The 24,945-nt window shown below is 41.3% G+C and carries 23 protein-coding genes and 1 riboswitch; of the genes, 10 read left to right on the forward strand and 13 right to left on the reverse strand.

The window, feature by feature from the left end; translation table 11 throughout:
* Positions 1-154 precede the first annotated feature (154 nt).
* Entirely contained in the window at positions 155-505 is a 351-nt protein-coding gene (locus VB693_RS20880; RefSeq protein WP_190708591.1) for a histidine triad nucleotide-binding protein, read from the reverse strand.
* A 67-nt stretch (positions 506-572) separates the two neighbouring features.
* Between VB693_RS20880 and VB693_RS20885 the strand changes: the two genes are divergently transcribed.
* Positions 573-2,102, forward strand: a complete 1,530-nt coding sequence (locus tag VB693_RS20885; protein WP_323267937.1) for a YifB family Mg chelatase-like AAA ATPase — start codon at positions 573-575, stop codon at positions 2,100-2,102.
* Between the two features lie 115 nt (positions 2,103-2,217).
* On the opposite strand, the gene aspS is transcribed toward VB693_RS20885, so the two are convergent.
* The 5 genes from aspS to VB693_RS20910 all read right to left on the reverse strand — a co-directional run bounded on the left by aspS (position 2,218) and on the right by VB693_RS20910 (position 6,096).
* Complete coding sequence (gene aspS, locus VB693_RS20890; protein WP_323267938.1) at positions 2,218-4,005, reverse strand: aspartate--tRNA ligase; 1,788 nt, start codon at positions 4,003-4,005, stop codon at positions 2,218-2,220.
* 141 nt (positions 4,006-4,146) lie between these two features.
* On the reverse strand, positions 4,147-4,377 hold the full coding sequence (locus VB693_RS20895) for a type II toxin-antitoxin system HicB family antitoxin (protein WP_323267939.1): 231 nt from the start codon (positions 4,375-4,377) through the stop codon (positions 4,147-4,149).
* Positions 4,374-4,610, reverse strand: a complete 237-nt coding sequence (locus tag VB693_RS20900; protein ID WP_323267940.1) for a type II toxin-antitoxin system HicA family toxin — start codon at positions 4,608-4,610, stop codon at positions 4,374-4,376. The genes VB693_RS20895 and VB693_RS20900 overlap by 4 nt, the downstream gene beginning before the upstream one ends.
* Before the next feature lie 135 nt (positions 4,611-4,745).
* Complete coding sequence (locus VB693_RS20905; RefSeq protein WP_323267941.1) at positions 4,746-5,162, reverse strand: hypothetical protein; 417 nt, start codon at positions 5,160-5,162, stop codon at positions 4,746-4,748.
* 67 nt (positions 5,163-5,229) lie between these two features.
* Positions 5,230-6,096, reverse strand: coding sequence for a zinc metalloprotease HtpX (locus tag VB693_RS20910; RefSeq protein WP_323267942.1), 867 nt, complete (start codon positions 6,094-6,096; stop codon positions 5,230-5,232).
* A gap of 425 nt (positions 6,097-6,521) precedes the next feature.
* Positions 6,522-6,605: riboswitch (Fluoride riboswitch) on the forward strand.
* Positions 6,606-6,701: 96 nt separating this feature from the next.
* Here VB693_RS20910 and VB693_RS20915 point away from each other — a divergent pair.
* The 3 genes from VB693_RS20915 to VB693_RS20925 are packed head-to-tail and all read left to right on the forward strand — an operon-like array spanning position 6,702 to position 9,148.
* Entirely contained in the window at positions 6,702-8,324 is a 1,623-nt protein-coding gene (locus VB693_RS20915) for a cation:proton antiporter (RefSeq protein WP_323267943.1), read from the forward strand.
* A gap of 7 nt (positions 8,325-8,331) precedes the next feature.
* Positions 8,332-8,805 carry a fluoride efflux transporter CrcB gene (gene crcB, locus VB693_RS20920; RefSeq protein WP_323267944.1) on the forward strand — a complete coding sequence of 158 codons (474 nt, stop codon included), beginning with the start codon at positions 8,332-8,334 and terminating at the stop codon, positions 8,803-8,805.
* A gap of 19 nt (positions 8,806-8,824) precedes the next feature.
* Entirely contained in the window at positions 8,825-9,148 is a 324-nt protein-coding gene (locus VB693_RS20925) for a DUF190 domain-containing protein (RefSeq protein WP_323267945.1), read from the forward strand.
* 46 nt (positions 9,149-9,194) lie between these two features.
* Here the strand turns inward: VB693_RS20925 and VB693_RS20930 are convergent, their stop codons facing one another.
* Positions 9,195-10,745 carry an aminotransferase class I/II-fold pyridoxal phosphate-dependent enzyme gene (locus VB693_RS20930; RefSeq protein ID WP_323267946.1) on the reverse strand — a complete coding sequence of 517 codons (1,551 nt, stop codon included), beginning with the start codon at positions 10,743-10,745 and terminating at the stop codon, positions 9,195-9,197.
* 393 nt (positions 10,746-11,138) lie between these two features.
* Here VB693_RS20930 and VB693_RS20935 point away from each other — a divergent pair, with 393 nt between their 5' ends.
* The 3 genes from VB693_RS20935 to ychF all read left to right on the forward strand — a co-directional run bounded on the left by VB693_RS20935 (position 11,139) and on the right by ychF (position 13,463).
* Entirely contained in the window at positions 11,139-11,516 is a 378-nt protein-coding gene (locus tag VB693_RS20935) for a hypothetical protein (protein WP_323267947.1), read from the forward strand.
* 619 nt (positions 11,517-12,135) lie between these two features.
* A complete protein-coding gene (locus tag VB693_RS20940; RefSeq protein WP_323267948.1) occupies positions 12,136-12,333 on the forward strand; it encodes a hypothetical protein in 198 nt (65 codons plus the stop codon).
* A 38-nt stretch (positions 12,334-12,371) separates the two neighbouring features.
* Positions 12,372-13,463 (forward strand): redox-regulated ATPase YchF, encoded by a 1,092-nt coding sequence (ychF, locus tag VB693_RS20945; protein WP_323267949.1) that lies wholly within the window; start codon positions 12,372-12,374, stop codon positions 13,461-13,463.
* A 136-nt stretch (positions 13,464-13,599) separates the two neighbouring features.
* On the opposite strand, the gene VB693_RS20950 is transcribed toward ychF, so the two are convergent.
* Positions 13,600-14,517, reverse strand: coding sequence for a hypothetical protein (locus tag VB693_RS20950; RefSeq protein ID WP_323267950.1), 918 nt, complete (start codon positions 14,515-14,517; stop codon positions 13,600-13,602).
* Between the two features lie 163 nt (positions 14,518-14,680).
* On the opposite strand from VB693_RS20950, the gene VB693_RS20955 reads away from it, so the two are divergent.
* Complete coding sequence (locus VB693_RS20955) at positions 14,681-15,778, forward strand: glutamate--cysteine ligase (protein ID WP_323267951.1); 1,098 nt, start codon at positions 14,681-14,683, stop codon at positions 15,776-15,778.
* Positions 15,779-15,890: 112 nt separating this feature from the next.
* Here VB693_RS20955 and VB693_RS20960 read toward each other — a convergent pair whose 3' ends face one another.
* Both VB693_RS20960 and VB693_RS20965 read right to left on the reverse strand, forming a co-directional pair.
* Positions 15,891-17,753: a penicillin-binding protein 2 gene (locus VB693_RS20960; RefSeq protein ID WP_323267952.1), complete on the reverse strand. Its 1,863-nt coding sequence runs from the start codon at positions 17,751-17,753 to the stop codon at positions 15,891-15,893.
* Positions 17,754-17,798: 45 nt separating this feature from the next.
* Positions 17,799-18,473 carry a hypothetical protein gene (locus VB693_RS20965; protein ID WP_323267953.1) on the reverse strand — a complete coding sequence of 225 codons (675 nt, stop codon included), beginning with the start codon at positions 18,471-18,473 and terminating at the stop codon, positions 17,799-17,801.
* A gap of 415 nt (positions 18,474-18,888) precedes the next feature.
* Here VB693_RS20965 and VB693_RS20970 point away from each other — a divergent pair, with 415 nt between their 5' ends.
* Complete coding sequence (locus VB693_RS20970; protein WP_190708816.1) at positions 18,889-19,047, forward strand: hypothetical protein; 159 nt, start codon at positions 18,889-18,891, stop codon at positions 19,045-19,047.
* Between the two features lie 236 nt (positions 19,048-19,283).
* Entirely contained in the window at positions 19,284-19,607 is a 324-nt protein-coding gene (locus tag VB693_RS20975) for a hypothetical protein (protein ID WP_323267954.1), read from the forward strand.
* 102 nt (positions 19,608-19,709) lie between these two features.
* Here the strand turns inward: VB693_RS20975 and VB693_RS20980 are convergent, their stop codons facing one another.
* The 3 genes from VB693_RS20980 to VB693_RS20990 all read right to left on the reverse strand — a co-directional run bounded on the left by VB693_RS20980 (position 19,710) and on the right by VB693_RS20990 (position 24,649).
* Positions 19,710-21,032 carry a CO2 hydration protein gene (locus VB693_RS20980; RefSeq protein WP_323267955.1) on the reverse strand — a complete coding sequence of 441 codons (1,323 nt, stop codon included), beginning with the start codon at positions 21,030-21,032 and terminating at the stop codon, positions 19,710-19,712.
* 106 nt (positions 21,033-21,138) lie between these two features.
* A complete protein-coding gene (locus VB693_RS20985; protein ID WP_323267956.1) occupies positions 21,139-22,641 on the reverse strand; it encodes an NADH-quinone oxidoreductase subunit M in 1,503 nt (500 codons plus the stop codon).
* A 148-nt stretch (positions 22,642-22,789) separates the two neighbouring features.
* Positions 22,790-24,649 carry an NAD(P)H-quinone oxidoreductase subunit F gene (locus tag VB693_RS20990; RefSeq protein ID WP_323267957.1) on the reverse strand — a complete coding sequence of 620 codons (1,860 nt, stop codon included), beginning with the start codon at positions 24,647-24,649 and terminating at the stop codon, positions 22,790-22,792.
* Between the last annotated feature and the right edge of the window lie 296 nt (positions 24,650-24,945).

Here is a 24,945-nt window from a genome sequence, read left to right on the forward strand (position 1 = left end):
GGTTTTTATGATTTAGGTAGGTATTTTTCCCTATCTGTTTACTACCTTAGACGGAAGATGGAGTTTTGTAAAGGTAATTTAATTAAATATTACTTATTGAAATTATTCGCTTTACTTATCAATCCCGTCAATCGACGGGATGAATTAGTTTATATCAACCAGGAGGCCATGCCATTTGCCGTCCGCCTAGAATGTGCAGATGTAGGTGGTAAACGGTTTGACCGCCATCATTACCCGTGTTGATAACGACACGATAGCCGTCTGTTAGTCCCGCTTCTTCAGCCACACGCTTGGCAGTTAACAAAAGATGCCCTAAAAGTGCATGATCTTCAGGTGTGGCATCAGCTAATTTGGGAATCGGTTTTTTAGGAATCAGCAGAATGTGTACTGGTGCTTGGGGATTAACATCTTTGAAGGCCAGGGCTAAATCATCCTCATAAATAATATTGGCTGGGATTTCCCGACGGATGATTTTGCTGAAAATTGTCTCTGTGGTTTCACTCATGCGTTTCTAATTACTCATCTGCTAGAGATTCTAAAGGTTTACTGTTTATAGAAGAAATATTTAACCAATGCTTGCTAGAGTCTGGAGTGCGTCAATTGTCGGCATCGATGCTGTGAAAGTCGGCGTAGAAGTGGATGTTTCAGGAGGTTTGCCAGGAATTGTGGTTTTGGGGCTACCAGATTCAGCAGTTCAGGAGTCAAAGGAGAGAGTCAAAGCCACTTTGAAAAATGCCGGGTTTGCCTTTCCGATGCGAAAAATTGTGATTAACTTAACGCCAGCCGATTTACGCAAGGAAGGCCCCTGTTTTGATTTGCCTATTAGTGTGGGTATTTTGGCTGCTTCTGAGCAAGTTAGTGCTGATTTGTTGGGTGATTATATTTTTTTGGGCGAAGTGTCATTAGATGGCAGCCTACGTCCGGTGGCGGGTGTTTTGCCGATCGCGGCTACTGCTCAGAAAATGGGAATTGCAGGTTTAGTTGTGCCTGCTGATAATGCTCAAGAAGCATCGGTGGTACAAGGGTTAGATGTGTATGGCTGTAAGAATATCTCTGAGGTGGTTGATTTATTGAATCATCCAGGGAAGTACAAACCTGTAAAGTTAGATGAATTAAAAGAGTTACCACCGATAACTCATGCTGTTGCAGATTTAAAGGATGTCAAAGGACAGGCTCATGCTCGTCGGGCTTTAGAAATTGCGGCGGCTGGGGGGCATAATCTAATTTTTGTGGGGCCGCCTGGGAGTGGCAAAACGATGTTAGCACGACGCTTACCGGGGATATTGCCCCCGTTAAGCTTTGCGGAGGCTTTAGAAGTGACTCGGATTCACTCTGTCGCTGGGTTATTAAAGAATCGTGGCTCATTAGTACGCGATCGCCCTTTTCGTAGTCCCCACCACTCAGCATCAGGGCCGTCTTTAGTCGGTGGTGGCGGGTTTCCGCGTCCTGGTGAAATTTCTTTATCTCACCGGGGCATCTTGTTTTTGGATGAATTGACAGAATTTAAACGAGATGTCTTAGAATTTTTGCGTCAGCCCTTAGAAGATGGTTTTGTGACGATTTCCCGCACCAGACAATCAGTTACATTTCCCGCACAATTTACTTTAGTCGCTAGTACAAATCCCTGTCCTTGTGGTTACTACGGCGATACTATTCAGCAATGTACCTGCTCACCAAGACAACGAGAACAATATTGGGCAAAACTTTCTGGCCCCTTGATGGATCGGATTGATTTACAAGTGGCGGTGAATCGCTTGAAACCAGAAGAAATTACCCAACAACCGACAGGAGAAGGTTCGATGTCTGTACTGGATAGGGTAAAACAAGCACGCGATCGCGCCACTATTCGTTTCCAAGAAGAATCAAATCTGCGGTGCAATGCCCAAATGCAAAGCCGACACCTCCAGAAATGGTGCAAACTAGATGATGCTAGCCGGAATTTATTAGAAGCCGCAATTAAAAAATTAGGGTTATCAGCCAGGGCTAGCGATCGCATTCTCAAAGTCGCCCGCACAATCGCAGATTTAGCGGGCGATGAAGAACTCAAAGCTAATCATGTCGCTGAAGCCATTCAATATCGCACTATAGATAGAATGCAGTAGGAAGGTGACAGGTGACAGGTGACAGAGGAGCAGAGGAGAGGAAATCCCCAATGCCCAACTCATTACTCAGCACCGGCTAAACGCCGCGCTACCGCTAACATTACTCAGCACTCCCTTAAGCTTTGGGTTTGTATATCGAAGCAACGTGTAGTTCTTTTAACTGCTTGACATCTACACCAGAAGGTGCATCTGTTAACAAACAACGGGCTTGTTGTGTCTTCGGAAAAGCAATGACATCCCGAATGGATTCTTCGCCACTAAGTAACATTACCAACCGATCTAAACCGTAGGCGATACCACCATGCGGCGGTGTACCATATTCAAACGCTTCTAAGAGAAAGCCAAATTTATTTTGTGCTTCCTCTGGAGACAAACCAATAGCTTCAAACACCTGTTCTTGAATGTCTCGTTGATAAATCCGCAGACTACCGCCGCCAACTTCAAAGCCGTTGAATACTAAGTCATAGGCTTGGGCGCGGGCGGTTTTTAAGTCATGCAAATCGTCGGGACGGGGTGCTGTAAATGGGTGGTGTAATGCTTCGAGGCGTTTTTCGTTTGCATTCCACTCAAACATGGGGAAATCTACAATCCAGAGGAGGTTGATTTTTTCTAGATCGATTAAGTTGAATTCTTTGGCGACAACTTGACGTAATCTATCTAAGGTTTTATTGACAGTGGGTGCATCACCTGCTCCAAACAGTAACAAATGTCCTGGTTTTGCACCTGTACGCTGTAAGATTTCCTGTTTTTGTTCTTCTGAGAGGTTGTCTTTAATTGCTCCAATGGTGTCAATTTCGCCGTTGTCTCTCACCCGGATATAAGCTAAACCTTTAGCACCGGCTTCGCTGGCTTCTTTGAATAAATCTCCACCTGGTTTGATGCGGACATTAGAAATTTGGTCGTTACCGTTAGGGATGGGGAGAATTTTGACAATACCACCATTGGCTACAGCATCCCGAAAGACTTTAAAGCCGGAGTCTTTCATCACATCGGAAACGTTGACTAATTCCAAACCGTAGCGGGTATCTGGTTTATCGCTACCGTAACGTTCCATCGCCTCAGCGTAGGTGAGACGGGGGAAGGGTGTATGTAATTCAATCCCTTTAACGATTTTGAAGATATAACTAACTAACTTTTCGTTGATTTCGATAATTTCTTCTTGGGACATGAAACTCATTTCCATGTCCAACTGCGTAAATTCTGGCTGTCTGTCGGCGCGTAAGTCTTCATCGCGGAAGCAACGGGCAATCTGATAGTATCTATCCATTCCCGATACCATCAATATTTGTTTAAATAATTGTGGTGATTGAGGTAAGGCGAACCATTCACCCTCATTAACGCGACTAGGTAGAATATAGTCTCTTGCACCTTCTGGGGTAGAACGGGTGAGGATGGGGGTTTCAACTTCAATAAAACCCTCTATGTCTTCCAAGTAGCGGCGCATGGCTTTAACGACTTGATGACGTAGCTGCATATTCCGCGCCATGCGATCGCGTCTTAAATCCAAGTAACGATATTTTAGCCGCAAATCTTCCCGCACGTTTTCGGTGTCGGCACTGGAAACTTGGAAGGGTAACTGTTTGCGCACACCGTTTAGCAGAGTGATCTTATCGGCGTAAATTTCCACTTCGCCTGTAGGGATGCGGGTATTCAGGGATTCTTCGGGACGTTGTGTGACTCTTCCTGTGATTTCCACAACGTATTCGTTACGTAGAGAGTTAGCCGGTTCGTAGGAATCTGGGGTGCGTTGCGGATCGCTGACAATCTGGACAGTGCCAGAGCGATCGCGTAAATCTAAGAATATCACGCCCCCATGATCGCGGCGACGGTCTACCCATCCATACAAGGTAACAGTTGCTCCAATATGCTCTTTTCGGAGTTCGCCGCAATAGTGAGTTCGCATAGTTATTAATCTGTTCTTCCGGGCTAGATTGGCTGGTGAATGACAAAGCTTTCCCATTATCTAGCATCAATCGTATCTAATTGAAGAACAGTTCGCATAATCTCATGTAACTGGAAATTTAATTTTAGAGGATTTCCCAGTCTACGCTACTTTTAAAGGCTTTTCAGGTAACGCAATTGGCTCTGGCAAAGCTTTGTTCTGTTCTTGATACCACTCAATTAGTGATTCAATAACTTCTTGTCCATGTTTTGCGGCTTCTTGGTAGGTTGTTCCGTGGGTGTGGTATTGTTGCCAAGGAAATTCCGGTAGGTGAACTAAATAGCAGTTATCTTCATCTGACCATTGAATAACCATACTGTAGCGATAATTCATTCTTCCTCCATGTCAATTTTCTCAGGCTTCTGCACTTGCTCTAATTTACCCAAAACTCGGTTCACCTGTTTTTCTAGGTATTTTGGTGCATCGTCTCCATCTTTACCTGCTATCGTGACTGGTTCATCAGGTACGAGTGGATGAGTCCAGAATGTATGACTTCCCTTTGCCTGACGGTAGTTAAAACCTGCTTTTTGTAATCTTGCTTTTAACTCTCGAATTTTTTTAGGCATTAATTCTTATTTTCAAGTATCCGGCTCAAACGAAAGAGTTGTACCTGTATAGAATCTCTTTCTAAACGCCGATTTTACTTTAAATTAAAATATTAGGCTGGGTTTCCTTTGTCAACCCAACCTTGTGTCTTAGATTTAACCTTGATGGCGTGGTACGTTGAAGGCTTCCCAGCCGGCTTTTAGTGCATGTTGTAGACGGGTATTAAAGTCTACAAACTCTTTCATCATTAAGTGCCAGTTTCTTTCTGCTTCTTCTTGAAATACTACCCAGAAATATTCTAGGCGATCGCTCTCAATGATTTTTTCTTTTTCAATGGTTTCCCGTGCTTTGCGAACCGCTTTTAAGTAAGTCTCACGGGTGAGAGTTCCGGCTGATTCGGCTTCCGATTGAGCGCGTCTTCTGAGGGCTTCAATTAGTGCTTTGGTTTCGCGCTTTAATTCATCAGTCTCGCCAGCCATTTCGGTTTCTACAAGTTCGTCAGTTTGTGAACTAACCTCTACTACTATTGTGGATTCAACGATTTCGACAGATTCGATGTTGTCATTATTCATGGTTGAAACATCCTTTTAATCAACAGTTATTAGTCATTAGTCATTCACCCCTACACCAGATTCCTTACTACCTACTCCCTGCAATTTGTTGTTCTAGTTTCAGTAATTGTTCAACTCGTGCTTCAGTAGCTGGGTGACTGGAGAACAAGTTACCGAGAAATTGTCCAGAGATGGGATTGATAATTAATAGTGGTTCAAAAGCAGGGTTGGCATTTAAAGGTAGTTGTCGCGCAGTGGTTTCTAATCTTTGCAATGCACGGGCTAAGGCACGGGGATTACCTGTTAATCTAGCAGAACCTGCATCAGCAGAAAACTCTCTTGTGCGGGATATTGCTAACTGAATAATTGTGGCAGCTATAGGGGCTAAGACAACCGTTAACAATACTCCTAAAGGATTACCTCTTTCGTTATCTCGTCCACCACCACCACCGAACCATAAGCTATAACTCAGCATCTGCGCTAAGAAAGAGATTGCACCAGCGACGGTAGCAGCTACGGCTTGGGTTAAAGTATCTCTATTAATAATATGTGTGAGTTCGTGAGCAATTACACCTTCTAGCTCATCCTCTGGCAAGATATTTAAAATACCTTCAGTTACAGCTACAGCCGCGTGTTCTGGATTTCTTCCTGTGGCGAAAGCATTAGCTGTTTGGCTGGGGATTATATAAACTCCTGGTGTGGGAATATTAGCACGTTGTGACAATCGCTCTACCATGCGATATAGTCCTGGTGCTTGGCTTTCACTTACAGGCTGGGCGCGGTAAACAGCTAGGGCAATTTTGTCTGATTGATACCAAGAAAATAAGTTAGTGACTGCTGCTAATCCAATACCTATAATTACGCCGCTAGTACCACCAATTACCCAATAACTAATAGCAATTAATAAGCCACTGAGGGCAGCAAGTAAAGCAAGTGTTTTGAATTGATTTCCCATGTTTATGCTCTCCTGCTTATGCTGTCTTGATTTTTTACAAGAACATTGATTGGTTATGGGGAGCATCCCAAAACGCGGAGGGGCGCGGAGGTTTTATGAAAAAATCGGGATGCTCTCAAGTTGTACTTTGATTGTATCTATCTCATCAGGGATTTATCAGGTAGAAATTGTGTCCCAATATAAGTACGGTTTTCACTATCAAATGGGAAATATATGTTTTGGTATTTATTAATATTCATTTTTAGTTGTTTGTATTGCAGAATAATTTTTTATCATTAATTCATCATTTAATATTAAATTAAGCGCAAATTTTATTGTGATTTTATAGTCATTTCCAGCTAATTGGCTAGATGATATTGTCGGTAAGTAGTCGCTATTTTCTAAAGTTTTGATGTATCACAAAAGTTAAACATGGTATTATCAAGGTGAATAATGGCAATGGAGCTTGCCAAAACCGCTATTCCAGTGCCGAAACTATAATCTGGAAAGCTGATAGCTCCTACTTACCTAGCTGATTGCGGGATAGTAGGAGTTTTGTTGTATTTATCTCCTGACTTCCCCGTAGTCAGCATTCGTCTACAAATTGCTGCTTTGGGGGTCATGAGATGTTACTTAGCATAGTTTTGATTTTAATGATGGGCTTTTTTGCCGGTCAAATTGCCCGTCGTTTAGGCGCACCGCCTTTAATCGGGATGATTTTAGTGGGTATTGTTCTCAGTCCTCCAGTTCTTAATGTCATTTCTCCAGAGGTGTTGGGTGCTGCTGATGAATTGAGAACTGTAGCAGTAATGATTATTTTAATGAAAGCTGGACTGGGATTAGACCGGGAAAAACTGGCTCAACAGGGAAGTGTGGCGTTACGTTTGGGATTTTTGCCGGCGATGTGTGAAGCGATCGCGATCGCAATTGCTGCTATGGTAATATTCCAATTTAATTTGACCACAGGTTTACTTTTAGGCTGCATTATCGGCGCGGAGTCTCCGGCTGTAATTGTTCCGGGAATGTTGCGCCTGAAAAGTTTAGGTTTGGGTGTAACTAAAGGTATCCCCGACGCAATTTTAACTGGTAGTGCTTTATCTGATGTATTGTTATTACTGGTTTTTAGCTTGTTGCTAAATTTCTTGCGGGATGGTGGTGTTGAGCAAATTACTCTGTTTGGGGGATTTACTGTCAACACAGTGTATTTGCTGCCATTTCAAGTAATGCTACAGGTTATATTAGGAGTTTTATTTGGTTATTTAGCAGCGCGTTTACTAGTTTTACTATTAACAAAACAAAACTGGACTCAGAATGCTGTCCAAGATACGGTAATCGCCGCAGGATTAGCGTTATTTCTGGTACTTATCGCTAATACATTGCCTTACTTTTCTGGATATTTGGCAACAATGGCGATGGGATTTTTTTTAATTGAACTAGATGCTCCCTTAGCTAGAAGATTGCGGGGCGGGTTTGATAGTTTATGGGTAGTAGCTGAGATTTTTTTGTTTGTTTTGTTAGGAGCAAGTATTCAATTGCAAACATTGGAGAAAGTTTTATTACCTGGTATTTTAGTGCTGGTAATTGGTTTATTTATCGGGCGCATGATAGGGTGGTATCTCTCAACTTTGGGTAGTAATTGGAATTGGCATGAAAGATTATTTTTACTACCAGGAAACTCTGCTAAAGCTACGGTACAAGCGGCGATTGGGGCAATTCCTTTAGCTCAGGGTATTGCAGGAGGTGAGATAATTTTAGCGATCGCAGCTCTTTCGATTCTCATCACTGCGCCTTTGGGGGCTTGGTCTACAGGTTTTTTTGCCCCTAAATTGTTAACTAAAGGCGAAGTTGATCCCACAAAAGTGACAGTTGCAACTCGAACTATATTACTAGCAGCAGTGGATACATCTAGTTTAGCAACAGCAGTTTTAACTAAAGTTGCAGACTTAGCACGTCGTAGTCATGGTGAAGCAATCGTTCTGCACGTAGTTAATACCTCAAACCTGTCAGATATTCAAAGATTACAAGAACAAGCCAAACAAATATTATCTGATATTAGATATGAATTTCTGGTTGTAAATGGTGCTGTTCCAGAAACAATTATTCATATTGCTGAAACTTATCAGGTGACAGAAATTGTGATGGGGAAACGTGGACATCAACCCTTGGGCATACTGATTGGTTCAGTATCACAAGCAGTTTTAGAAATGAGTTCAATACCTGTAATATTGCTGGAAAACCGCAAAAGGTAGGTTCAGTATGGGATTTGGGTTAAAAAGTTTATTCGAGCATAGTGTGCAATTACTAACTGTTGCACCAAGATTAGTCCCAGAAGTATTGCAACAGCCCTCAGTTCGTAATCCTGTAGCTGTAAGTTTAGGTGCGATCGCAGGTGCTTTAAGTCGCTACTATTTAAGTTTGTGGTTTGCTCAACACTTCGGTACAAGTTTTCCCTATGGGACATTGTTCATCAATATTAGCGGCTGTTTAGCTATGGGTTTCTTCTTCACACTTGCTTTAGAAAGAGTAGCTATAATTTCTCCAGAATTACGGTTATTAGTAGCTGTGGGTTTTTTAGGAGCTTACACTACTTTTTCTACCTATGCGTTAGATACTGTAAACCTGTTAAATAATCAAAACTTTATTCCCGCAGGTTTTTATTTAGTTAGCAGTGTCATATTAGGAATTATCAGCATTCAACTAGGGATGATTTTAGCTCGATTGTGGTATTAGCAGCAGGGAAATATATGCGATGAAAGTCTGGAAACAACTAACAATATATATCGGTGAATCAAATCATTGGCATCACCAACCACTTTACATGGCTATCATTGAAACTGCACGTCAACGAGGATTAGCTGGTGCAACAGTCACACGAGCCATAGCAGGTTATGGGAAAAATAGCACGATTCACACTACTCAATTGTGGGAATTATCTGCTGATTTACCAATAGTGGTAACTATCATTGACAGTGAGAAAGCGATCGCTGATTTTATTCCTTTAGTTCAAGAAATGGTAAAAGATGGTTTGGTAGCATTACAAACTGTAGAAATTATCCATCATGCCCCTCTTTAAATATTAAGAAATCTCAACATGAAGAATTTTTCTCAAATTGCAGAACTCATTTTTTTACTACTTTTAAAGTCTGGAGAGTAGTATCATGACAACCGCTAATAAACCCGCCTTGCTGTTGAATCTTCTGTAAATATTCCAGCATAGATGGCGTAATCACTTCCCCAGGAATTAACGCCGGGATTCCCGGTGGGTAGGGACAGACAAATTCTGCACAGATGCGATCGCACGTCTCTAATATAGGTAATATTTCACTAGCCGCAAAAAAAGCCTCACGAGGAGAAATTCGCTTTAACTCTTGCTCCCCTTCCCTGTCTACGACACGCTCCGTGTTGGCGTAGCCTCTCGTAGAGAATGTAGGGAAGGGGTTAGGGGTTAGGTTTGAAAGCAAGTAGCACACGGCGTTATCCATGTTCGGTAGCTGTAAGGACGATGGCTTAATTTCCACTAAACTCATTAAACCCTGCACCAACTGCTCAATATCATCTGCTGTATTCCCTAAACTAATAATAAAAGTAATATTTTGCAGTGTGGAAAACTCAGCCGTTACACCCTGTGCATCTAATAGTTCTTCCACTTCAAATCCCGTCAAACCTAAACCTGAAACCGTAACAGTTAGGCGTGTTTGATCCAAATCGACAAACCCAGGTGATAAACATCCCTCTAGTGGTAACTGCAAAACTGATAACCCAGGTATTTGACTGATTCTGCTTCTAGCATCTTCTGCAAGCTGCAAAGTGCGAGACATGAGTTCTTTCCCCTCCATCGCCATTTGCTGACGCGCCGCATCTAGGGAAGCTAACAGCACATAACTGGGACTGGTAGACTGTAAAAGTTGCAAGGCTTTACTTACTCGGTCAATATCTATCCTCTCACCTTGGACGTGCAGCATTGATGCTTGTGTCATCGCACCGAGTACCTTGTGAATTGACTGTACAGTTAAATCTGCACCGGCGGCTAAAGCTGGGGTAGGTAGTTGGGGATGAAAAGCAAAATGTGCGCCGTGGGCTTCGTCTACCAGTAAAGGAATATGATATTGATGGGTAATTTGAGCGATCGCCTGTAAGTCTCCACAAACACCGTAATATGTCGGGTAAACTGTCAACACTGCCTTAGCATCTGGATGTTCTTGCAAAGCAGCTTGTAAGCTATCAGGCGTGATACTGTGGGCAATATCTAAAACTGGGTCATATTCAGGGTTAACGAAAATTGGGATTGCACCAGAAAGAATTAAACCAGCGATCGCAGATGAATGCACATTACGCGGCAAAATTATCTTATCCCCTACACCACAAGTAGCGAGAATTGCCGCCTCAATTCCACAAGTAGAACCATTGACAAGAAACCATGTTTGTGCAGCACCAAAAGCCGCAGCCGCTAACTGTTGCGCCTGTTGAATTACCCCTTGAGGTGCAGATAAATTATCTAAATCAGCCAATTCTGTTAAATCAACACCAAACACATCTCTACCCAACAAATCAGCCAAAGGTTGAGCAATTCCCCGTCCCCGCTTATGTCCTGGGGTGTAAAAAGCAGCGTGAGGACGAGCAGCACAGTTTTTCAAAGCTTCTAGTAAAGGTGCTTGGTTTTGATTCAACATTTGTCAAGAATTGTACCGCTTAAAACTCACCTCATTTCTTGAGATGAGACGTGGAAAATTTTTTAAGATACGCTTACTTAACACTCAGTAATAAAGGCAGTACCTGGTTTTGGTAGCTAGTCTATTTTACACAACCCATATAGTGAGGTTTCTAGCATTAGATAATTATTTCTTCAAAAGTAAATGCACCCATTTTTCCTCTGCTAAAACTAAGCCGCTATTATACAGCGTTCACCCCCTTCTCTGCACAAAAATTAATCCAGATGGATAGATTGAGATATCTCGCACACATTTTGGCAAAATATTTTTTCTTAAGTGTCTTAACTGTCCTTGTTTTTCTTTTTCAATCCTGGTAACTTTGCTTACGAGATAGTTATTAACATACAGAAAATTATGGAAAGTATTGCTGTTAAACCAGACAATTTTGAAACTGAAGTTTTGAAATCTGACAAGCCTGCATTGGTAATTATGCTACCAATTGATTATGGTGATGAGTCAGATCCTAGTGACGATTCAATACAATTCTTCGATATTACTTTAGCCGAGTTTCAATCAGAAATTCAAAAAACTGCCGGGGATAATTATAAAGTTGCTTTAGTTGATCGCAGATATGAGTTTGAATTGAATTTATTTGTTCCTGTACCACCAATGTATCCGCCTCCTATTCCATTTTTGGTTCTTGAAAAAGGCGAACGGGTAAAAATTGGATTTTTAATGGGCTTTTCTAAAGACACAATATTTCAATCATTAAAGCAGCAACTCAGTAACTGATACTAAATCAGAGTTAGCTAGCCCCTTGATAATCTAGCCCGCGTTTGCGTACCGTAATATTTCTGAACTCGTTCGGAAAATTACTGAAGGCATTACGTGGGTTTTGTTCATCAAAGCCTTTTAAAAGTTGGGTCTATTTGACTTTGAGAATCCACTAAATATTTGATATATTCTCAAAGATTTAGCAGATATTTTTCTACTTTTTTACGTCCTCTACCACGATAATTATCTACACAAATAATATATTTAATTTTTTAATTCCTTTTCCGATTTCTACTATTAGGGATAGATAGTGATAATTTAGCTCCAGCTTGGCTTGCCACCATGAATACATTTTGAAAAAAACGAGGTCTTGTAGCGCATACCTCAGCTACATCTTACAGAAATATTCAACTAGTAGATCCGGCAAGTGAACTCAGAATGGTCAAGCACATTACTCATCAGCTTTTAACAGTAGATGAATTAATCAATAAGTTGATGAAATGATTTCCCTCATGTTTAACCCTGGCATATTATAGTTGTAAATTATAAAAGGGGTTGGGTATAGTCATTTGGGGAGATGTCAAAAATTCGATTTGTCATCTAGCTTGAGAAGGTTGAGTAATTTATGAGATGAATCATGATTCGACCTACAGCTATTACTATCCCCGAACCGCAAATTCCCAACCCTGAGCCAAACCCATTACCAGAACCAACACAAACACCGGGGCCTACAATTCCCCGTCCCTTTCCAGAGCCTGTACCAGAACCAGTACCTGCTCCCATTCCCCAACCAGTACCTGCTCCTATTCCCCAGACTGTACCAAGTCCTGTTTAGTTTAACCCTGTACATAAACTCAAAATCTAACATCTAAAATGCTAAGAGCCGGAATTGTCGGACTTCCTAACGTCGGAAAATCTACTTTATTTAATGCTGTAGTTGCTAACGCCAAAGCAGAAGCAGCTAATTTCCCATTTTGTACCATTGAACCAAATGTCGGCGTTGTTGCAGTACCCGATGAACGCTTAAACGTGCTTGCTAAAATTTCCGGTTCAGCACAAATTATTCCCGCACGAGTTGAGTTTGTGGATATTGCTGGCTTGGTAAAAGGTGCTAGCCAAGGTGAAGGACTGGGTAATCAGTTTCTCTCTCACATTCGGGAAGTTGATGCGATCGTTCATGTGGTACGTTGTTTTGAAAATGATGATATTATCCACGTTGCCGGTTCAGTTGACCCAGCAAGAGATATTGAAATCATTAATCTAGAACTAGGTTTAGCAGATTTATCCCAAATTGAACGTCGTATTGAACGTACCCGCAAGCAAGCACGTACTAGTAAAGAAGCACAATTTGAAGTTGCAATCTTAGAAAGATTAGCTGTGGCTTTAAATGAAGGTAAATCAATCCGTCAAGTCAGTTTAACTGATGAGGAAGCCGAAATTATTCAAGGCTTAGGAATGCTGACCAATAAGCCAATTATCTACGCTGCTAATGTATCTGAAGATGACTTAGCAACAGGTAATGATTTTGTGGAACAAGTACGAAAAATTGCATCTCAAGAAAATGCTCAAGTCGTAATTGTCTCTGCTCAAGTAGAAGCAGAATTAGTAGAATTACCAGAAGAAGATAAAGCTGATTTTCTTGAATCTTTAGGTGTAAAAGAAGGTGGTCTAAAATCTTTAATTACTGCAACTTACACCCTCTTAGGTTTGCGGACATATTTTACCTGTGGGCCAAAAGAAACCCGCGCTTGGACTATTCATGCTGGGATGTCAGCACCTCAAGCAGCAGGAGTAATTCACTCTGACTTTGAACGCGGCTTTATTCGTGCTGAAACCGTTGCTTACAATGATTTAGTCACCAACGGTTCAATGAATGGAGCAAAAGAAAAAGGTTTAGTGCGGAGTGAAGGTAAAGAGTATACTGTACAAGAAGGGGATGTAATGTTATTCAGATTTAACGTCTAATTGTAGAGACGCGACTTATCGCCTCTTAATTCATCACTTTTTGATTGATCCATCCCACTTCCAAACCAGGATTTCAAAGTCTCTCTCCTCGTAGGAGAGAGGTTTTCCAGATACCGTGAAAAGTTAGATTCTATATTTACAAAACATCATCACCCAAGATGTAAATATAACCGCCTAAATTTTCATCATCTGTACCCACAACTACACCACCATCTGCACCGGGAATAAGTTCTATAGCTTCGATTTTATGGTAGTTAAACCGTTGTAGAGGAAATAGTTGGCTGTTCTGTCGCCAGACGATTCTGTTGCTACGTAACCCCATATAACCAGCAACATAAACAGCAGATTGAAATGGCCCATCATCTCCTGTGTCACTCGCTGCGGTGACGTATAAAATCCCGGCTGTATCTAATTTTAGGTCGGAAATATGCCGCACATTGCTAGAAGGAAATGGTACTATTAGCTGTGCAGAACCTGCGGGAATTATTTGATATTTAGCTAAGTCAAATAATCCCCAATAAATAGTTGCTGGTTGTTTATCTTCGCCTCGATGCGCCCAAACAGCTACTAATTTACCTTCAATATTTTGTAGGGTAAACGCTTCAAAATTACTTCCTGGAGGAATGTTTGGTAGTTCAAATACTTTGATGACTGAGATAGTTTTTTTTATAGGTTCTAACTGAAAAGCATAAGCTTTACCCGCACTACTTAAAGCTATGAACCGTGAGCCTGTTTTACCGGGAATAGATGTTAACGCTTCTAAGTCTATGGGTAATTCTGTGTTACTAGGCCAATCTATAGGTAAATAGTCTAGTTGTTTTTTATCTTTAATACTAATAATTGCTAGACGACCTTGATTTTTTTGTTTGTTGTCATGGACAATAAGGAAATCAAGTGAGGAACTTTGCTGGCTTAAGAGTGACATACCACTGATACCAAAGGTAATACCACCGCGAACAGGTCGCCAAGTTTGTGCCAAAACTTGCTGAGATATCAGTAGTAAAGACCCTAAAATCAAGATTTTTAGAATCAATTTATGTTTAAGTTTTTTCATCAATATTTCTGGGATCAAGTGTAATAAAAATAACACAGAAGTAGCGATCGCCTGAGAAACTGCAAAGGCACAAATATTTTACTGATAAGAGTTAATCCGCCACCATACTACCTTGGTGTATTATATTCTGGTGAACTTATTAAGAATATTTCCTATTTAATTTATGACTTTCTTATTTGGTGTTGAACATGAAGTAGCTTTCCTCAACCGAGATGGAAAGTTCGCAGATTTTACTTGTACAAAATTTGCCGATTTCGCTCAAATTATTGATAGACTACCCACTTACGCTGATGACCATCTGCAATTGCGTGTGGGTGATGCTGGTATTAGAAGCAAGAGATGGTACATCGAAGGATTTGAAAGATTCTCCGATTCTGATAAAGTAATCGATTGTACCTCAAAAGGTATAGAAATTAGAACCACAATACACTCTGATATTCAGGGCGTGATTAAGGAATTAACCACCAGTTTTGAATTATTACGTGAGGTAGCTGGTGAATTGGGATTTTTACCAGTGTTAACTAGTTTTAATCCCTACAAAACAGTTTTTGAACCCTACCCACCTTTAAATGATTATGAAATTAAGCAATTACAGGCTTATCCTGATGAACAAACTGCGTACATTTATATGGTGACATACGGGCCAGACTTAAATATTTCTGTGCCAGATTTACCTATTGAACAGGTAATTGATATTGGTAAAAAATTGACTTATTACAGCCCTTATATTGTGCCTTTTAGTTATAGTTCCCCTTTTTATAACGGCACACTTTGGGAAGGATTATCAGTGAGAACATTTATCAGAACTGGCAAAAGGCCTGCGGCTTTAGTATTTGTTCCAGAAGAGGAACAATTAATTAAGAGTGCGCCATCGTTAACAAAAATTGCCCGGCTACCAGCCGAGATAGGTCGCATTGAATTTAAAGCTTTTGACAGTTGTGACGATTTTTCTACCTATGCGGCATTATTGGCATTATTAAAGGGTTTAATATTAGATAAATCTTTATTTGGTAGAGCAATTACACCCGACGCATCTCTACATCAAATTTCAGCAAAAGAGGGCTTTGACAACAAAGATATATTAATGAATGCTAGAGAAATTTTGCAAGCGGCAGAAGTTTCTCTGGGAGATGATCCAGATGTGGAATTGTTAGCACCATTGAAATTAATGTTAGAACAACGACAAACAAAATCTCACCAATTAATAGAGCTTTTCCAGCGTGTAGGTTCTATCGAAGATGCGCTCAAGCAAACTTATTAGTAGGGGACAGGGGACAGGGGACAGGGGACAGGGGACAGGGGACAGAGAAGAAGAGCGCAGTCAATTACGAATTACGTTAGCGGAGCGGGACGTTAGTCCATTACGAATTGTTTTAATCTTTGACTGTTTCTTTATTACTATTTTGAGTGGATTTTGGCTCAATTTCTTGGCTGGGGGGAATCTTTTCAATGGGAATGAGTGCATTCATCACAGCCTTAACAATGGGGGCTGCAACCGTTGAACCATAAGCATTTGCGCCTTTTGGTTCATCTACCACAGCCAAAATTACATAGCGGGGAGATTCCACGGGTAAAATAGCGACAAAACTAGTAATTCTTGCCCCAGGAATATAACCACCATTCGGGCTAGCTTTTTGGGCTGTGCCGGTTTTGCCTGCAATACGATATCCAGGAATTTGGGCAGCCTTACCAGTCCCTACAGTAACGACAGTTTCCATCATTTCCACTACTGTTTGAGCTGTAGTAGTTGAGAAAATTTGGCGTGGTGCGGGGCGAGTAGGTGTGTAGTGAGTTTGTCCCTTGCTATCAATTAACCCTTGGATGACGTGAGGTGTCACCAACTTACCACCGTTAGCTAACGCACCTTGCATTTGTACTAGTTGTAATGGTGTGAGAGAAAAACCTTGCCCAAAGGAGGTGGTTGCATTCTCAATTGGTGAACGAATAAATATTTCTTGATTTTTGAGTTTACCACTAGCTACAGAGGGTAAATCTGTATCAACTGGTTGTCCTACCCCCAAACGTTCTAGCCAGTTGTAATACACCGATGGTTTTAATTTTTGGATGATTTTCACCATGCCAATGTTGCTAGAATTTTGGAGAATTTGAGCAATACTAATCTGCCCATAACCGTTAAGTCCAGCATTTCTGATAGTATATTTACCTATTTGAATTGCCCCAGGGTCATTAAATGTATCATCTGCTTTGATTACACCATTTTCTAGTGCGATCGCTATATTCAAAGGTTTAAATGTTGATCCCGGCTCATAAAGATCCGAGACTGTCCAGTTTTTAAATAAGGAAATATCTGCTTTAGAGTATTCATTGGGGTTATAGGTAGGCTGAGAAACTAGGGCTAAAATAGAGCCATCCAAGGCATCCATCACAATTACTGCCCCACGTTTGCCCTTAAACTGTTCCAGTTGTTCTTTGAGTGCCGCACGGGTAGCCCTCTGGAGACGACTATCAATAGTCAATTTCATCCGTAAATCATCGGAAGTTAAGAAACCTTCAGAGGCATTATCTGGCATCACCGCCCCATTTCCAGATCGGCTTAAGCTCACAGTTTTTTGAGAACGCTCTAACCACTGGTCTTGGGAGTATTCCACACCAGCCTGACCACGACGGTCAACATTTACGTATCCCACAATATCAGCCATTAAATCACCCTGGGGGTAATATCGGGAATATTTGGAAATCAACTCTAAACCGTTTAAGCGTAATCCCTTCACCTGATCAGCAATGGTTTCTGGTAAAGCAGAGGAGAGTGTAATGCCACTTTTTTGCCTTTGAAAAACTTTGACTAACTCAGCCGGAGTTTTATCTAGAAACGGGGCTAGTTTTTCAGCGATCGCTTCATTTGTTTTGTCAAACAGCTTGGGGTGGGCATACACGGTATAGACAGGACGGTCAATAGCTAACACATTATCATTGCGATCGACGATGAGGCGACGGGGCATATAAGGGCGCAATTTCACCATTTGCTGGTTTTTAGCTCTTTGGGTGAGCTTTGTCCCTTGAATAATTTGTAAGTTATACAAATTGATTGCTAACCCCAGACCCGCAGCCATCAATATCCCCCAAACAGTCAATAATCGAAATTTAGCATTTGATATTTGCTCTGGATTCGATGGGAGATTGGCTTTCATGTCACTGTTTCTAGCCACTCTTTGCCGCCCGGTAAATTCGGGCTTACGCAATTTTCTAAACTTTAATTTATTTGATGATTTTTGCATTCTCCTACTCAGCTATTATTTGTGTTGTGTCTTGTTTCCTGTTAATTAATATCCCGGTGGGGAAGAAATGGGCGACTGTATTTTTGATGGTAGTTTTGTACTAGGAGATAGTACATCAGTTTGATGACTTGCTGGAGGAAGAAAAATAGTATTAGCAGGAGTTGGCGATACTAGACCAGTTTTTGAGTTTTCTGCTTCTTCAGCTATTTTGTTGGTTAGTGTCGCATTAGTTGTTGTCATCTGTCGCTCATGACGTTGGAGGTTTTGCAGCCTGCGATAGTTTTGATCCCAAAGGTCTTGAGCATAGACTGTGCATCCATATACAACTAAAGTTGCTGCTACTAATAAGAACGCTACTACTGAGGAATGACGATTTAAGATATGCAGTCGCAATAACCATAAAGGCATGGCTGTGGCAGTAGGGACTACAGGCACATTGAGAAATTTTGAGTTTGAGCTTCTTGGTTTAGGACTTGACCGACTTGTAGGATGAGATATCTGAGATGATTTTAAATTTTCTCTGCCGGGAGTGACGGGAAGCGAGAGATTTTTCGAGGATTGCCGTTGTCTTGTGCTAGGTACTGACGTGGTTTGAGTCACATCTATCGAAGCATTCTGCACTGTTGATTCTAAACGTGCCGATTGACGCTTCCTGCGCCTGGGAGTAGCACCTTGTCCACTTCCCGGTTTAGCAGTATTTGATTTGCGAACAGCAGTCATAAATTTTTGCGATTAGAAATAATGTATTGTAGACTGATTATTCATTTTTGCTAAGGTTAGACTCACCCTCCTTGTCACAAATACAAATAACACATTGTATAGATGGGTATGACATCTCAAGTATGGCAACCTCAAGCTCCTAGGGGCAAGAGTCGGCAGAAGATAGCTTCATCCTGTTACGCCTGTTGCCTCAACTATTGATTTTTCTTTTTTAAATGTCAATTCATCTCAACTTAGTTGGCTCTGAAATCTAAGCTACATAATGAACTCAGATATAAAACTAATCCCAATAAACTTAGCTCAAAGTATAGCTTTTGAATATGTATGGGCAGGGTTTTAAAAAATAAGCAACAAATAGGTTATCGTATTCAACAGGCGAAATTTTTTATTGCCGCAATTGGTGAAAGAGGAGTTTATGAAAACAAAAATCTTTGGTTTTGCATTGATGTTAACTCTGGCTGGGTTTCTAGGAGCTTGTGAAGGTACTCCTGACACAACCACTACCCCTGCTGCTACCCCTAATGAGCCAGCAGATACAGGTGCTACCCCTCCTGCTACTCCCGCTACCCCATAGAAGATAATAAATGGGTTTAAGACTCCCACTAAATCTTCTGGAGCAAGACGCTACGTGAATGATTTAGTGGTATTCCTTAAAGGGAGGCTGCGCGTAGCGTGCTTCGACCTGGGATTGCAATCAGTGGAGGGTTTAAATTCCCCACTGATTGGTTCTAAGGGATTATAAATTCTCTACTTATCTCAAGAAGCGATCGCTGCGTAAGTATAGTACAGAGTTTTAAAATATACTAAATAATGAAGTGGATCAGGTTTTCCGTTTTTAGCCTCAGTAGTATCATTGTGGTGTGGTTGAGTAGTCATTTGGGAACACCTGCAATGGTCGCAGATGCACTACCACCGATAGAAGATACACCAGAAGAAATATTACGTACAGAAATTATTATAGATGCGCGATCGCCCATAGATGGTAAACCCCTCACACCTGTCGAATACGCACAACTACAAGAAAAGTTACAAGTTAGCCCACCGCCTAAACTGAGTCAGAATTTACGGCAAACGGTTTTTTTGTTACGGTTACGTAAAACTCTACTTCAGGTTTTCCCATTTTTGGATTTGTAGGGGTGAAATTTAAACGCAGAGGGGCGCGGAGGTTCACGCGGAGGGGCGTGGAGGGTTCATGTGAAAGAAGTCCTCTTCCCCTCATCTGCTGTCACCTGTCACCTATCTATAATCTTGACTTTGGATGTCTCGTAGGCGGGCGGCGTTCCGCATATTGTATTCTGTGCGAGTAAAGCGGTTGAGTTGGGCTTCAAAAAACTCGCGGTTGGCTTGCAAGTGTTTGGGGTTGGGGTCGTCTAGGGGATATAATAAGGCAGTTCGTAATGCTTGAATTACCGCAGAGGTAACGTTATACATGGAACGTTGGAAGGTAATACCTAACTGAATTAGGATATCTTCTTCTCCGCGACAATATTTTTGGTAATAATCTACAAGATATTGGGGTAAAAAATGCAACATATCTTGCATTAATAATGTCGGTGGAATCCCTGCTGTACCTACGGGAAATACATCGGCGTAGAGAATGCCATAATGAAAGTCTTTTTGGTCATTGGGTACTTGACCTGCTTGGGCATTATAAGATTTTGTGCCTCTAAAGGGGGCTGTACGGTAAAATACAGCTTCTACGTAGGGTAGTGCAGCTTCGTATAGCCAGGTAAAACCTTTAGATTTGGGAATAATCTCGTAGCATTCCCCACGAATATACACATGATGATAAATCGGACGACCAGCGATCGCAAATATGCCATTAACTAAAAAGTTCATCGCGTCGGGGACACCTTTAAAGCCACCTTCATCATAGATATCCGACATCTCAAAGAATACCGGGGCCATGACTTCCCAGAATAAGCCGAGGTTTGAGTAGTAAGACATCTGGCGACACTGTTCTAAAAACATATCGGGGAACAGCTTGTACATTCCCAGCATGACTGGGTTGCCTTGAAAGTACGCTTTAATTGCCCTGTCTGCATTGGCTTTGTATTCTTCCGAGTCGAGGTAAGCATCAAATTGGTTAACTGGGGCATACATCTGACGATGCCACAGCATAGCCCGCATACACGCTTCCGCAAATTCCATGTTAATGCGATCGTGTAATAAATGATGCAATAATTTTGGCATCTTGACGGTTTCACCCTTTTCCATAAATGCCAATAATTCAGGGTGGGCAGTTGCTTCACCGCGCCAAATTCTTAAATCAGCATCATCACCAGCATAGTGATTATGTCTGTCTAAATATTCTTGGGATATAAAATATTTGAAAAAAGGAAAAGGATTTAAAAATTCCTGTTCAGCGATATACAGCAAGTCACGCCAATAGAAATCCATCGGTACAGCATAAGCTTTATAAATACCGATAATTTGCATCAAATTCTCTGGCGTATCTGGCAACATCGAACCGCCAGCTTCTAGGCGATGAATGATATCAGCAAATTCATGCTGGGACGGAGGTAATTTTGTAACAGGTTTATCTGGAGTTTGTACCATTGCAATTTCTTAGATAATAAAATTAACCTCTGTGTCTCTGTGCCTCTGTGGTTAAGAAAAATTTTTTCACCACAGAGACACGGAGACACAAAGAAAAATCGATTTCTTACTGCTTCAAAGCCACTTGAGAGACTATGGTTTTTTCAATAGGAGGAATTGTTGCTATCATTGCTGTGGTTGTGTTTTCACTCCAACGCACCAACCAAGTGGGTTGTATACCTAAAAAGATAATCAGGGATGCCAAAACTAAGGCGGGTATTTTCTCAGCCCATACAACTTTGGGATAATAGGCGAGGTTATCCAACTTGCCAAAGCAGGTACGGTTGAGGAGGATGACAAAATACACTGCTGTTAAACCGCTAGAGGCTACACATAACAGCGTTGGCAGTGGGAAGACGGAGAAGCTACCTTGAAAAACGATAAATTCCGCGATAAATCCTGTTAAACCGGGAATTCCAGCACTCGCCATACCACTGAGAACTAGTAGCGCACTAATTAAGGGTAAACCACGAATGGGACTCATTAAACCATTGAGTTTGTCTAACTCCCGTGTGCCTACTTTCGCTTCTACAATCCCTACTAGGTGGAATAAAATTGCCAGAATCAAACCGTGGCTGAACATTTGGGAGACAGCACCAACTAGTGCTAAAGCGGTGCTAGAGGCACTAGCCAGCAATACATAGCCCATGTGACCGATAGAGCTGTATGCTACCATGCGCTTGATATCTTTTTGCGCGATCGCAATTACTGCCCCATAAATTGCACTAATTGCCCCCCAAATGGCTAAGGTTGGTGCAACGACACTCCAAGCTTCGGGAAACATTCCCATCCCAAACCGCAATAGCCCATAAGTTCCCAACTTCGCCAACACGCCACCTAACAAAATAGCGATGGGTGCGGAAGCTTCAACATAAGCATCGGGTAGCCAAGTATGGAAGGGAACAAGGGGAATTTTGATGCCAAACCCTAAGATAATTCCGACTAAGAGGATGAATTGCAAGCTGGCGGAGAGAGTTTGTGTAGATACGGCATCGAAGGCAAAGCTGGTAGAACCAGTTAAAAATACCATGCCTAAGAAAGTTGCCAGAATCAAAGCACCGGAAACAGCCGTGTAAATTAAGAATTTGATGCCTGCATAAGCCCGTTTTTCTCCTCCCCAAATGGAAATTAGTAAATAAAACGGGATTAATTCTAGTTCGTAAAACAGGAAGAACAGCAATAAATTTTCTGCTAAAAATGCTCCAGCAACGCCACCACTAATTAATAAAATTAGAGAGTAAAAAAGTCTGGGGCGGTGAGTTTCTTTATCACTGCTGTAAATCGCAATCCAGGTAAGTAGGCTATTGAGTATCAACATCAAAATTGATAACCCATCAACGCCTAATTGATAACTCAAACCCAAGGTTTCATTCCAAGGGAGATATTCTCGAAACTGCATCCCTGGATTGCTGATATCAAATTTCAGCAAAATAAACAAGTTCCAAAGTAAAACTATGCCGGCAATAGTTAAAGATACTAATCTCACCCGACTAGCTGGAACAACTTTACCAGGTAAAAACCCGATAATTATAGCACTTAGAATTGGTATCCAAATTAGAACACTTAGCATATAGCAGTCCGCTTTGATTTTGGAAATTACTTGCTTAGGAGGGGGAATTAGGTGACAGGGGACAGGTGATAGGGGAAAAGAAAGCAGGGGAAGCGGGGGGGGAGAAAAATACAATGCCTACCTACTCATTACTCATTACTCATTACTATTAAAAAATCAAACTTAAAAACTGTACTCCCCAGAATGGCCAAGTTACCCATGCGCCTAAAACACCTACACCTAAAAGCACGGTCAAGGCATAAAATTGAGTTTGTCCATTGGTGCTGTACTTCAAACCTTCCCCACCTAATAGGGAAAACAAACCAACTAAGTTAACAATGCCATCAACTACAAAACGGTCAATCATATCAGCAAATTTGGAAAGTTGGGCAACGCCGAAAATGATGGTTATGCGATAGAGTTTAGGTGTGTAAAAATCGTAAGCAAACAAGTCTTGTAAAGGTTTCCAAGGTAGGCGGACTGGCTTGGGAATATTGCCTAAATAAATGATTGCGCTAATACTGCAACCAAAAATACTTGACCAAATTAGTAATAGTGCAACATCTTTATTGAGGTCTGCCCAACTGGGTAGTAATGATAAACTTTTTAACACCAAAGGCAGATGTAAAACAAAGCCTAATAAAATCATCATGGTTAATATCATCGGCCAGTGAACTTCAGGCGATCGCTCACTCATTTGTTTTACTTTACCACCGAAAATTAACCCAAATTCTCTGGTTAAACTCACTGCTGTTAAAGTGTTAACTGCAATCACAATTCCCACTAACCAAGGGTAATTTCCCCACAAGCCATCAGCTAGTTTTAACAAAGCCCAAAAGCTACCCAAGGGGGGAAAGCCAATTAACCCCAAAGTTCCCACAATAAAGGCTAAACCGGAAATGGGGCGACGTGACCATAAGCCACCCAGTTGAGTTAAGTCTTGAGTGATGCTATTCCAAACAATTCCACCGGTACTCATGACTAAGAGTGCAGATGATAAAGCGTGGGTGAGTACCAAAAGTAATGCTGCATCGTCTTGCTGTGCGCCTACGGCAATGAACACTAAGCCCATGTAAGCACTAACAGAATAAGATAAACAGCGTTTGAGATCAATCTGCGCGATCGCAATTAATGAAGCACCAATGGCTGTAACCGCACCAATAGCAACAATAAATGCCGAAACTACAGGCGATAAAGTTAATACAGGTTGGAGTTTAATTAGTACCCACGCACCACTAGCAACTACTACCGAATTCCTTAAAATTGTGCTGGGGACAGGGCCTTCCATTGCCTCATCTAACCACAGATGCAAAGGAAACTGGGCGCACTTACCCATCGGCCCAGCTACTAAAGCTAAACCTACCAATGCCATCACAGTGGGGTCAACTTGAGCAGTAGCAGCCCAGTCTGCTAAGTCTGTGTAATTCCAAGTACCTGATAGATTCCACAGTCCCAAGACTCCCATTAATAAGAATAAGTCACCTACCCGCTTGGTTAAAAAAGCATCTCTTGCACCAGTCACTACCAAAGGTTGACTGAACCATAAGCCTACTAATAGGTATGTTCCTAAAGTCAAGACTTCCAAAATTACATAGCTAAAAAATAGATTATTGCATAGAACTAAGGCGCATAATCCCGCTTCAAATAATCCCAATAAAGAATAGAAACGTCCCCAACCCCAGTCCATTTCCATGTAACCAAGCGCAAAAATTTGTGCTAGCAAATTTAAGCTAGTAATTACCACTATTGCACCCACACTCACCGCAGAAATTTCTAAGGTGATAGTCAGGTTTAAACCTGCGGTTGATAGCCAAGGTATAAATACTTCTTGGGGTGGTTGATTCCAGGTTGCTTGTAAAGCTATGACACTATGAAGCAACGCCAAAAATGTCATGATTAGATTTACATAACCTGCTGGCCTTGGCCCCGTTCTACGAATGAGTCCTGGCGACCAAGGAATCGCCAACATTCCACCTATTAAGGCGTAGCACGGAACTAGCCAAACAGTCTCTAGTAGAAACTGAGCCATGAAATTAACCTCTGGATTTACAGCACAAATCAACTAATCTGGGGGCAAACTTAACTTTGCTCCTAGTCAGCAAATTATTGTAGATAAGGGAATTTATTTTTGCTTAATATTGTTTTAAGCTTACCGTTATATTTACCAAAAAGGAATTACTTAACAAAATAAATCTACGATGTCTACTCTAATTAATTCTTATATAATCAATTTTCTGATTTTAATCATAGACTCTATTCTATAGGTTAACTTATGGCTAACCCATACAAAGCATCGAATTTTATCTATGGTTATAAAAATTAATA

The organism is Anabaena sp. UHCC 0399, assembly GCF_034931465.1.
In the GTDB taxonomy this organism is placed as follows: Bacteria; Cyanobacteriota; Cyanobacteriia; order Cyanobacteriales; family Nostocaceae; genus Trichormus; species Trichormus minutissimus.

Bases quoted from the DNA above. Each gene is read 5' to 3' on its own strand.
- VB693_RS20910 (WP_323267942.1), bottom strand. From the start codon at position 6,096: ATGGGAAATCAATTCAAAACACTTGCTTTACTTGCTGCCCTCAGTGGC.
- VB693_RS20950 (WP_323267950.1), bottom strand. From the start codon at position 14,517: ATGAAAAAACTTAAACATAAATTGATTCTAAAAATCTTGATTTTAGGG.
- VB693_RS20985 (WP_323267956.1), bottom strand. From the start codon at position 22,641: ATGCTAAGTGTTCTAATTTGGATACCAATTCTAAGTGCTATAATTATC.
- VB693_RS20880 (WP_190708591.1), bottom strand. From the start codon at position 505: ATGAGTGAAACCACAGAGACAATTTTCAGCAAAATCATCCGTCGGGAA.
- VB693_RS20940 (WP_323267948.1), top strand. From the start codon at position 12,136: ATGATTCGACCTACAGCTATTACTATCCCCGAACCGCAAATTCCCAAC.
- VB693_RS20915 (WP_323267943.1), top strand. From the start codon at position 6,702: ATGTTACTTAGCATAGTTTTGATTTTAATGATGGGCTTTTTTGCCGGT.
- VB693_RS20895 (WP_323267939.1), bottom strand. From the start codon at position 4,377: ATGAATTATCGCTACAGTATGGTTATTCAATGGTCAGATGAAGATAAC.
- VB693_RS20990 (WP_323267957.1), bottom strand. From the start codon at position 24,649: ATGGCTCAGTTTCTACTAGAGACTGTTTGGCTAGTTCCGTGCTACGCC.
- VB693_RS20885 (WP_323267937.1), top strand. From the start codon at position 573: ATGCTTGCTAGAGTCTGGAGTGCGTCAATTGTCGGCATCGATGCTGTG.
- VB693_RS20980 (WP_323267955.1), bottom strand. From the start codon at position 21,032: ATGGTACAAACTCCAGATAAACCTGTTACAAAATTACCTCCGTCCCAG.
- VB693_RS20930 (WP_323267946.1), bottom strand. From the start codon at position 10,745: ATGTTGAATCAAAACCAAGCACCTTTACTAGAAGCTTTGAAAAACTGT.
- VB693_RS20960 (WP_323267952.1), bottom strand. From the start codon at position 17,753: ATGCAAAAATCATCAAATAAATTAAAGTTTAGAAAATTGCGTAAGCCC.
- VB693_RS20975 (WP_323267954.1), top strand. From the start codon at position 19,284: ATGAAGTGGATCAGGTTTTCCGTTTTTAGCCTCAGTAGTATCATTGTG.
- aspS (WP_323267938.1), bottom strand. From the start codon at position 4,005: ATGCGAACTCACTATTGCGGCGAACTCCGAAAAGAGCATATTGGAGCA.
- VB693_RS20925 (WP_323267945.1), top strand. From the start codon at position 8,825: ATGAAAGTCTGGAAACAACTAACAATATATATCGGTGAATCAAATCAT.
- VB693_RS20955 (WP_323267951.1), top strand. From the start codon at position 14,681: ATGACTTTCTTATTTGGTGTTGAACATGAAGTAGCTTTCCTCAACCGA.
- VB693_RS20935 (WP_323267947.1), top strand. From the start codon at position 11,139: ATGGAAAGTATTGCTGTTAAACCAGACAATTTTGAAACTGAAGTTTTG.
- VB693_RS20965 (WP_323267953.1), bottom strand. From the start codon at position 18,473: ATGACTGCTGTTCGCAAATCAAATACTGCTAAACCGGGAAGTGGACAA.
- VB693_RS20970 (WP_190708816.1), top strand. From the start codon at position 18,889: ATGAAAACAAAAATCTTTGGTTTTGCATTGATGTTAACTCTGGCTGGG.
- crcB (WP_323267944.1), top strand. From the start codon at position 8,332: ATGGGATTTGGGTTAAAAAGTTTATTCGAGCATAGTGTGCAATTACTA.
- VB693_RS20905 (WP_323267941.1), bottom strand. From the start codon at position 5,162: ATGAATAATGACAACATCGAATCTGTCGAAATCGTTGAATCCACAATA.
- ychF (WP_323267949.1), top strand. From the start codon at position 12,372: ATGCTAAGAGCCGGAATTGTCGGACTTCCTAACGTCGGAAAATCTACT.
- VB693_RS20900 (WP_323267940.1), bottom strand. From the start codon at position 4,610: ATGCCTAAAAAAATTCGAGAGTTAAAAGCAAGATTACAAAAAGCAGGT.